At 41.4% G+C, this 9176-nt stretch carries 8 protein-coding genes and 1 CRISPR repeat array; of the genes, 2 read left to right on the top strand and 6 right to left on the bottom strand.

Features of this window, described 5'->3' with window-relative positions; translation table 11 throughout:
- Window positions 1-195: 195 nt before the first annotated feature.
- Window positions 196-807: direct repeats of the CRISPR family, unit length 37 nt; unit sequence GTTTCAATCCCTAATAGGGATTTTAGTTGATTGCGAT.
- Between the two features lie 253 nt (window positions 808-1060).
- Both RMY32_RS28850 and RMY32_RS28845 read right to left on the bottom strand, forming a co-directional pair.
- Complete coding sequence (locus RMY32_RS28850; RefSeq protein WP_322712106.1) at window positions 1061-1828, bottom strand: circadian clock KaiB family protein; 768 nt, start codon at window positions 1826-1828, stop codon at window positions 1061-1063.
- Window positions 1829-2038: 210 nt separating this feature from the next.
- Window positions 2039-3322: a type IV pilus twitching motility protein PilT gene (locus tag RMY32_RS28845; RefSeq protein WP_322712105.1), complete on the bottom strand. Its 1284-nt coding sequence runs from the start codon at window positions 3320-3322 to the stop codon at window positions 2039-2041.
- Window positions 3323-4052: 730 nt separating this feature from the next.
- On the opposite strand from RMY32_RS28845, the gene RMY32_RS28840 reads away from it, so the two are divergent.
- Both RMY32_RS28840 and wecB read left to right on the top strand, forming a co-directional pair.
- On the top strand, window positions 4053-4424 hold the full coding sequence (locus RMY32_RS28840) for a hypothetical protein (protein WP_322674155.1): 372 nt from the start codon (window positions 4053-4055) through the stop codon (window positions 4422-4424).
- 260 nt (window positions 4425-4684) lie between these two features.
- Window positions 4685-5797: a non-hydrolyzing UDP-N-acetylglucosamine 2-epimerase gene (gene wecB, locus RMY32_RS28835; protein WP_322712104.1), complete on the top strand. Its 1113-nt coding sequence runs from the start codon at window positions 4685-4687 to the stop codon at window positions 5795-5797.
- Window positions 5798-5918: 121 nt separating this feature from the next.
- Here wecB and RMY32_RS28830 read toward each other — a convergent pair whose 3' ends face one another.
- From RMY32_RS28830 to RMY32_RS28815, 4 genes are all read right to left on the bottom strand, one after another.
- Window positions 5919-6509 carry a peptidoglycan-binding protein gene (locus RMY32_RS28830; protein ID WP_322712103.1) on the bottom strand — a complete coding sequence of 197 codons (591 nt, stop codon included), beginning with the start codon at window positions 6507-6509 and terminating at the stop codon, window positions 5919-5921.
- Between the two features lie 261 nt (window positions 6510-6770).
- Complete coding sequence (locus tag RMY32_RS28825) at window positions 6771-7190, bottom strand: response regulator (protein WP_322712102.1); 420 nt, start codon at window positions 7188-7190, stop codon at window positions 6771-6773.
- Between the two features lie 179 nt (window positions 7191-7369).
- Window positions 7370-8092 carry a Crp/Fnr family transcriptional regulator gene (locus RMY32_RS28820; protein WP_322712101.1) on the bottom strand — a complete coding sequence of 241 codons (723 nt, stop codon included), beginning with the start codon at window positions 8090-8092 and terminating at the stop codon, window positions 7370-7372.
- 169 nt (window positions 8093-8261) lie between these two features.
- The gene (locus RMY32_RS28815; RefSeq protein WP_322712100.1) at window positions 8262-9008 is read right to left on the bottom strand and encodes a Crp/Fnr family transcriptional regulator; all 747 of its coding nucleotides are present in this window, start codon (window positions 9006-9008) and stop codon (window positions 8262-8264) included.
- Window positions 9009-9176 lie beyond the last annotated feature (168 nt).

Raw genomic sequence — 9176 nt, 5'->3', positions numbered from 1 at the left:
ATCTAATTCAGTATTTGTATTTTTGAGTTAATTGAGGTGGCGGTTGCGCGACGTGCAACCGCCACTTCGTCCTGAACGAGCGCACGACTATTCAAGTGCAAAGTACCCACAGCTTGATAACCCGCAACTTGGGTTAATAGGGATTTTAGTTGATTGCGATTAGTAACTCTATTGCCAGGGAGTATGTTGCTGTTCGTTTCAATCCCTAATAGGGATTTTAGTTGATTGCGATTTAAGTTTGATGTTCCTGTAGGTAAAAATTCTTTGTTTCAATCCCTAATAGGGATTTTAGTTGATTGCGATTAGTTATATTAGCCGTTGCCGGGTTCCTAGCTTGGCGTTTCAATCCCTAATAGGGATTTTAGTTGATTGCGATTGCATCATCAATGGTGGGCATCCTGGCGCTGCAACGTTTCAATCCCTAATAGGGATTTTAGTTGATTGCGATATCAGGTATTTGATGATGCTACATAATACTTAGGGCATCGTTTCAATCCCTAATAGGGATTTTAGTTGATTGCGATTTAATTTGCGATCTTCCCGCCGAATATTGTGTAAGTTTCAATCCCTAATAGGGATTTTAGTTGATTGCGATCTGCATTCTCCCTTTATGTCTGCATTGTGTTTTTGTTTCAATCCCTAATAGGGATTTTAGTTGATTGCGATGAAAGGCGGACTCTGGTGGTTAGTTATTGATTCGTTTCAATCCCTAATAGGGATTTTAGTTGATTGCGATGTTATTTGCTGCGTTAAGTGGTAATTTGAGTGGGGTTTCAATCCCTAATAGGGATTTTAGTTGATTGCGATATCAGGTATTTGAAAGCCTTGTGTTATTTAGTTTTCAAGGTTCAACAGCGCGAATGCGAAAATCATAACATAAGGACTGGGAATTGTGCTAACTGTAAATAGCTGAAAGTCAGTTTATACGAGGTACGCGGATGGTTTCAAGATGCTAAAGCTCTCAAACTCTTGCAGATAAAGCAATATAGCCATTTTTGTACTAACCCCTTCACCAACACCTACCCATTCGCGCATTTAGCAAAAAAACTAGTCTAATTACTTAAAAGTTTTCCTTAACAGCTAACATCTGTAAAATCTTTTCTACACGATCCAACTCTCCAACAATTCGCCGAATTGGATGAGGCCAAACCTTGACAAGGGTAGGAGTTGCAGAAACATGATTTAGTTCTGCTTGTTCTGGATGGCTTAAAACATCAATCACCTTCAAAGTATAAGGGTGTTTGAGCGATCGCTCTAACAATTCGTGTAAATTTTGCAGAATGCGTTCAGTAGAATTGCTATGTCCGGCAACAAATAAGCGGAGAACATAGCCTTGGGTAATGGCTTCTTTTTTTTGTACTATTACTGGTTGGTGATATTTTGGCACAGGTTCAGAAAGGTCTAGACGGACAATTAAATCGTGATCCTCCCAAAGCTGGCTAAATGACGAACGATAGGTTGTTAACACCATGCGATCGCACAATCCCTCTTGCCAAGGAGCTGCTTGCCATACTAATTCTCCCGTGCCAAAAACAGCATTCAACAAAGCTTGATGTCTAATTACAGCCGGATAAGCTTCAGCAAAAGTTCGCACTTGTTGAGTACGCGGATCTAACCAATTGTCAATAGTTGCAGTATAACAAGGCACTAAAAAGTGCGGTGGCTCTGGTAAATCTAGAATTTCTTGCAAAGCCGAGCACAAATGCAAATGCCATCGACCTTGCTTGCTAGGGTCGATGCAGTAAATTAAATCTCCTCCAGGTGTAAATAGCGCAATGCCTTTAAACAGCTGGGGTGTAGATAGTTTATTTGTCGTCAAATTATTCACAGAGGTTAGGGAACTAAAAGTAAAAATTCTCTCTTTTACCTTTTACCTTAGCTATAACCTCAACCAGGATCGCAAAGATATTTGAGATTGGGGACTGGGTACTGGGGACTGGGTACTGGGGACAAGTCTCTCTTGTCTCCCCCTCTTCTTTGTCTACCTTGTCTCTTCTCCATGCCCCATGCCCAATGCCCAATGCCCAATGCCCAATCGTTAAACTCGACCTCGGAGAAATTGTGCCATTTCGTTAGGAGTTGGTGACATTTCCAAAGCAGTTTCTTCAGTGATTCGTCCGTCTTGATAGAGATTGAGCAATGACTGATTCATCGTAATCATGCCGTCAAAGCCGGCTTGTTTCATCAGTTCGCCAATTTCATCATACTTACCATCTTTGATCCATTCTTTAATTGCCTCAGTGTTGATCAAGACATCATGGAAAGCAGCCCGCTTACCGTCAGTTGTGCGACACAAACCTTGAGCAATTACTGCCACTAAAGACTCAGAAATCGCCACCCGCATTGCATCTTGCTCATCACCAGAATAGAGGTTGAGAATCCGTTCAATGGTTTTGACTGCGCTATTGGTGTGCAAGGTTCCCATGACTAAGTGACCAGTCTGAGCGGCTTTTAGGGCGGTGTTAACAGTTTCCTTGTCCCGCATTTCCCCTACCAGAATCAAATCTGGGTCTTCCCGCAAAGCTGCTTTCAAAGCGTTGTCAAATTTCCGGGTATGCATTCCCACTTCCCGCTGTTTGACTAAAGACTTGCGGCTTTGATGCACAAATTCTATCGGGTCTTCAATGGTGATGATATGCTTGGCCATCTCCTTATTGATGTAGTCAATCATCGCTGCCATTGTGGTGGACTTACCAGAACCAGTGGGCCCTGTTACCAGAATTAAACCTTTATGGTGATGACAAATATCTCGAAAAATCGGAGGTAATCTCAACTGTTCCATAGTTAAGATTTTTAGCGGAATCAACCGCAACACCATTGCAGGCCCTTTCAGGGAGCCAAAAACATTAATCCGGACGCGAGCAAATTCGTATTGAGTTGCTCCGTCAAATTCTAAGGATTCTTCAAAGCGCTGAATTTCTCCCTCAGTCATCACCTCCCGCAACCAACTCATAAAAGTTTCTTTATCTGTTTCTGGATGATCTCCTGATTGAATTTCTCCTCGGCTGCGGAAGCGGGGTGGTTCACCCACACCCAAGTGCAAGTCAGAATATCCCTGATCGTAAGCTTCTCTGATTAACTTTTCTAAAGTCAGTTCTGGACTGCTGTTTTGAGGGCGAACTGAACTAGGTATTGGCGGTGGACTAGCCGGACGATGACCTGCAACAGGCGCATTAGTGCCCCTATCCATTGACATATCGAGTGTTTGTGTCATCTGCCGCTGCGTGCTAAAGGTTGGGGTTGGCGGTGGAGGCGGCGGCATTGGTGGTAAATTACGTCCGGCAGCAGAGTTAGAATTTAATGGAGACTGTGATTCTGTCATATATCTTCACATTTGGCAGTTAAAAAGTTGAATTAACGAGAAGTAAAGTCACTTGCTTTGATGACTTTTGGAGAATGCTTGTCTGCAAGCCTTAGCGGTGATAGAAGGCGATTAAAACTCTAGAACCACGGTCAATCTATTTCATTCACCCCAATTGGTATCTTTTATTTCCTAAGATTTCAATACTCAAACTATTTAGATAGATTATTTAACCTATCTAAACTGGTTTAACACACGCAAGTACTTAAAAGACCTCAGCAAACACACAGAGGTTGTAAAGTAATATTTAATGCTTTTATTTTAAAGTAAATATTCTCATGACTTAGATGAGAAATTTATCCCAGGCATGGGCACGAATTGCTAGCAATTAACAGTACAAATACTAGCAGTTCATCTATTCAGCCCGTCTAGGAATTATGAGAAAGACTACTAGTTTTTATAATAAATGTTAAGTTGAATCGGAGCGATCGCTTGGGGATCGAAGTTTAAAGCTCATACCTTTTAGGTTCTATACCTGAAGGTAGATGCAGTAAACAAGTTTTTCTCATAGATATAAAATTGACTTTATATCCATAATTACAAAAAATTAACTGTAAACTTTAGTAAATAAATGCTCATTTTCCCAATTAGTTTTTATATACTGAATTTCACTGAGACAATTCAGTTTACTCGCAAAAAAGTGAGATATTACTGAAATTAAAATTTGTTGTGTATTTTGGGAGGAAAAGTCATGGTTTCTGCTCAAAGCTCTAATCAAGGAAAGACCTACTCCTTGTTGATGATTAAAAGCTTTTTAATATGGACTTTTACATTAGCAGTATGTTTGTTGGTTGTGGGTTTTCCACTAGTTGTCTTAATGGCTACGGTCGGATGTCTGTTGTCGATTATCTTGCAATCTGTGATGCCTGTTAGTGCAGTTTTGCTTGTAGCAGGTGCTCTAATAATGTTTAATGTCATGGCGGTTGTATTGGCTGCGGGTGTGCTAACTGTTAAGGGAGTTCATCCTAGTGAAATTAAATGGTTAAGCTGGCTGCATGGAGAGGCAGACCAAATGCAGGCTACTGTTTACGCTGCTTGCCCTCTAACTTGTGAAATTAAATAGTTATTACAGGTTAATTAGACAAACAGTGCGTCTGCCCGGTTAAGCCGGGTTTTTTCATGGTTTTTATAACTTTAAATTTTAAATAGTTATTACAGCTTAATTAAACAAATAATGCATTTGTCAAGTTAAGCCGATTTTTTTATATCTTGTGTAATTTATCCATTAATATTTATGGTTTATGTGAGGATTGACCGCCGACTATTGACCATAGAGCATTGACTATAGACCATTGACTATAGATGGTAAATTACAGATAACTAATGACTAATCAAAAACGCGTTTGCATTATCTTAGGTACTCGTCCGGAAGCAATTAAACTCGCTCCAGTGATTCAGGTTTTCCAAAAGTCTTCAGAATTTAAGTTGCAAGTAATTTTAACTGGACAACATCGGGAGATGGTTGAGCAGGTTATGCAACTGTTTAATATCAAGTCGGATTATAACTTGGAAATTATGCAGGTTCAGCAATCTCTAAATGATATTACCTGCCGTAGTTTACAAGGATTAGAAGCATTATTTAAGGCGGAAAAACCAGATTTAGTAATCGTGCAAGGAGATACTACCACTGCTTTTGCCGCAGCTTTGGCAGCTTTTTATCAAAAAATTCCTATTGGTCATGTAGAAGCAGGGTTAAGAACTGATGATATCTTCAATCCTTACCCAGAAGAAGCTAATCGCCGATTGATTTCTCAAATTACTCAGTTGCACTTTGCGCCGACTCCTTGGGCTGTGGAAAATTTGCATCGTTCTGGTGTTTTGGGTGAAATTCACATGACAGGTAACACTGTAATTGATGCATTGTTAAATGTCGCTGCAACCCAAGTAGTTTGCGATGTCCCAGGCTTAAACTGGGAATCATATCGGGTTTTGTTAGCAACAGTTCATCGTCGGGAGAATTGGGGAGAACCTCTGTTAGCGATCGCTCAAGCCTTTTTACAAATCTTAGACAAGTTTCCTGATACAGCTTTACTACTACCATTGCACCGCAATCCGACAGTGCGAGTCCCGTTGCAGGAACTTTTAGGGAATCATCCCCGAATTTTCTTGACAGATCCTTTAGATTATGGAGATTTGGTGGGAGCAATTGGGCGATCGCATCTTTTACTCACTGACTCTGGAGGCTTGCAAGAAGAAGCTCCCAGCTTGGGAAAACCAGTACTAGTTTTGAGAGACACTACCGAAAGACCAGAGGCTGTGGTAGCTGGTACAGCCAAACTTGTCGGCACTACGACTGAGAACATTGTTGCAGCTGCTGCTGAATTACTCAGTGACTCAGATGCTTACGAAGCGATGGCAAACGCAATCAATCCCTTTGGGGATGGTCATGCAGCAGAGCGCATTTTGCAGATTGTCCAAAATTACATTCATGGGTAAGCAAGTTCGTAGTAAGGACTTTAGTCCTTATTTTCTAAGCACTAAAGTGCTTACTACAAACCCTCAAAACTAGTTTGACAATATTTACCAAACCACGAGATTTTCCAAGGGTGGCTTCTGGTTAAACACCCAAAGCTGCTCTAGTTTCGGGGCCTACAACACCATCTACAAGTAGACCTTTGCTTTGCTGAAAGCTTCGGACTCGGCTAACAGTTTCTTGACCGTAAATTCCATCAATTCTAAGATTACCTAAAGCTGTTTGCACGTCTCTGACGAGCTGACCTTTTGAACCAGGAGTAAGAATCACCGAACCGCCAATACCACCAGGTCTAGTCACAGGAGGATTGTTAGGTCTATTACCAATCCATCGCGCAAAAACGTATCTACCTGTAGAAAGTCTGGCAAAACCATTTTCATATCGTTCAATTGCTGGAAGTGTTGCACCATTTGGTACACAGTCCACATACGAGTAGTTGCTGCTTGGGCCAGTACGGACACGTAAACAACTGCCGTTAGTCTTGACATAGGCAGCGGAACTTACTTGAATTTGGGTTACAACAGCAAACAATACACCGACACCAGCAAAAGTTAACCAGGCCGAAGATTTAAGCAGTTTTTTCCAATTGAATTGAGGTTGAGGAAGATGATATTTAGTATTTTCAGATGCCTCTTCTTGAGCAATAAACATCTGAGAATAAGCAAGATATTCCATAATGCACTCCTTAATATGAAAAAATGAGTACTTGCAGAGAATTACTTGGTCGTTCTCTGTATTTATTCTTAGTATATTTTATATCACTGAATTTTAAAAGTTTTTTACTGATAGCGAAATTAATCAAAAATAAAATTAATCAAAAGATTGTTGCAAAAATGCGATGTCTACGACGGTTTAGCTCGTCGTAGACATCGCATTTTGAAAATAAATAAAATTTAGTTAAAGCTTTTTTACTTAATGAGTTATCCCTGGTTACATCTAAATATGACAAATGTCTTGTTCGATTCCAACTAAACTAGCAACCATAAAAGTTAACTCGTCTAAGTCTATTGGCTTGCATTGGTATATATCATAACCTGCTAATAATGCACGTTTATGGTCATCCTCGAAAGTAGATGCTGTCAGAGCGATCGCTGGAATCTTTCTACCTCGCTTTGCTTCTAAATTTCTGACCTTCAAGAGTAATGAGTAGCCATCTTCATCAGGTAAACAAATGTCACTAATTAGGATGTCTGGTTTAAAAGATGACATTCTTTTGAGAGCCTCGTCTGCTGAAGCCGCTGCAATCACTTCTGCTCCTTCTAATTCAAAAAGGAAGGTAAGTAATATTCTTGTATCAGCATCATCATCAACAACGAGCAATCGCAGACCTTGAAAAGACATCGATTGATTAGACATTCTTCTTACTGCCCTATAGCTCAAAGACTTGAAGTAGCGATCGCATCAATTACTACTTATTTGACGCTATTTGATGCATACTTTACTAAATCTTAAAGGAACCAATTAGCAAGTGTCTGTCCGGTTTCGGACATAGTAACTTAATATTGTTTATTGGCGATGTCTACGACGGGCTAGGCCTACGCACTTTGACGATTCCCCAGCAACCGAGCAAATTCCTTTTGGATGACTTGATAACACTCGCAGGAAGTTGCTTCCAAATCCTCTCGATTCAGGATGTTAATTTGACCACGCTGATAACGAATCATTCCGGCTCGGCTTAGGGTGCTAGCCGCTACCGTCACACCAGAGCGCCTTACACCCAACATCTGGGCGATAAATTCTTGCGTTAATGGAAATTCTTCTGATTCCAAACGGTCAGAGACTGTGAGCAGCCAACGAGCCAGCCGTTCCTCCAATGAATGAAGACGGTTGCAGGCACATGATTGTGTCAGTTCGGTATATATAGCTCGTACATAGCGCAGCAGCAGCTTTTGAATAGCTCCGCCCCGATTGAACTCGGTTCTCAGAACATCTGCATCCATCTGCATTGCAGCACCCGCAACTTGGACAAACGTTTTTGTGGTTGTTGTCTTGCCTCCTAAAATGACTGGGATACCCACCATGCCTTCATTGCTCACTATCCCAACTTCCACCGTCGAACCATCTTCCATAATCGTGACGATAGAAATCACTGCGTGTTGGGGAAAATAGACGTGGCTGATCGGTTCTCCTGGTTCGTAGAGAACTTGCCGAGTGGGAAGCGAAACTAACTTTAGGTGCGGAATCAGACGCTCATAATCACTGGTTGGCAAAGCCGCAAGTAACCTGTTTACTTGCTGCCTAATAATCTTGTTGCTCACTGAATGTTAAAAGAGAAATTTGCTCAAAATATTTTAAATCAAGTTACTTTTACCAGTCGGTTCGGTTTCGCACATCTATAGCAAGGGACTGGGGACTGGGTGAAAAGCCTTTTTGTGTCTAAATTTTATCATCTGTTAATGTCCTAACCATTTTGGCTGTTGCTATAATTCAAAAAAATTTTTTGGCTCGGTTACTGGGCTTCATGCCCAGTAACCGAGCAAATTCCTTTTGGATGACTTGATAACACTCGCAGGAAGTTGCTTCCAAATCTTCTCGCTTCAAGATGCTAATATGACCGCGTTGGTAGCCGATCATTCCGGCTCGGCTCAGGGTGCTAGCCGCTACCGTCACGCCGGAACGACGTACACCTAGCATCTGGGAGATAAATTCTTGCGTGAGCGGAAAATCTTCTGATTCTAAACGGTCAGAGACTGTCAGTAGCCAACGAGCCAGCCGTTCTTCCAGTGTATGGAGACGGTTACAGGCAGCTGCTTGCGCCAGTTCAGAGTATACAGCTTGTACATAGCGCAGCAGCACGTTTTGAACAACTCCGCCCCGATTGAACTCGGCTATCAATATATCTGCATTGATTTCCATAGCAGCGCCCGAAATCTGCACAAACGCTGTTGTGGTTGTGGTCTTGTCTCCTAAAATTACCGGCATACCGACCATGCCTTCATTGCTCACTATCCCAACTTCCGCCGTTGAGCCATCTTCCATAGTGGTGACTATAGAAACCACTGCTTTATCAGGAAAATAGACGTGTGTAATGGGTTCGGCTACTTGGTAAAGGATTTGCCCAAATGGGAGCGAAACTAGCTTTAGATGGGGGACAAGACGTTCATAATCGCTAGCTGGCAAAGTTGCCAGCAGCTTATTTGGTGGTTGCTCAAGGATATTTTTATTTAATGACATTGAAATTTTCCTGAATGTAACCGTCTTTATACCAATTTTTTATAAAGCTGCATAGAATTCGATCCCCCCTAGCCCCCCTTATAAAGGGGGGAACCAGAAAAACATATCAAAGTCCCCCTTTTTAAGGGGGATTTAGGGGGATCTAGATATGTGTAACTTCACATTAAA

The sequence above is a fragment of the Nostoc sp. ChiSLP03a genome (assembly GCF_034531215.2).
In the GTDB taxonomy this organism is placed as follows: Bacteria; Cyanobacteriota; Cyanobacteriia; order Cyanobacteriales; family Nostocaceae; genus Nostoc.
This window is presented reverse-complemented; position numbering and strand designations above follow the sequence as displayed.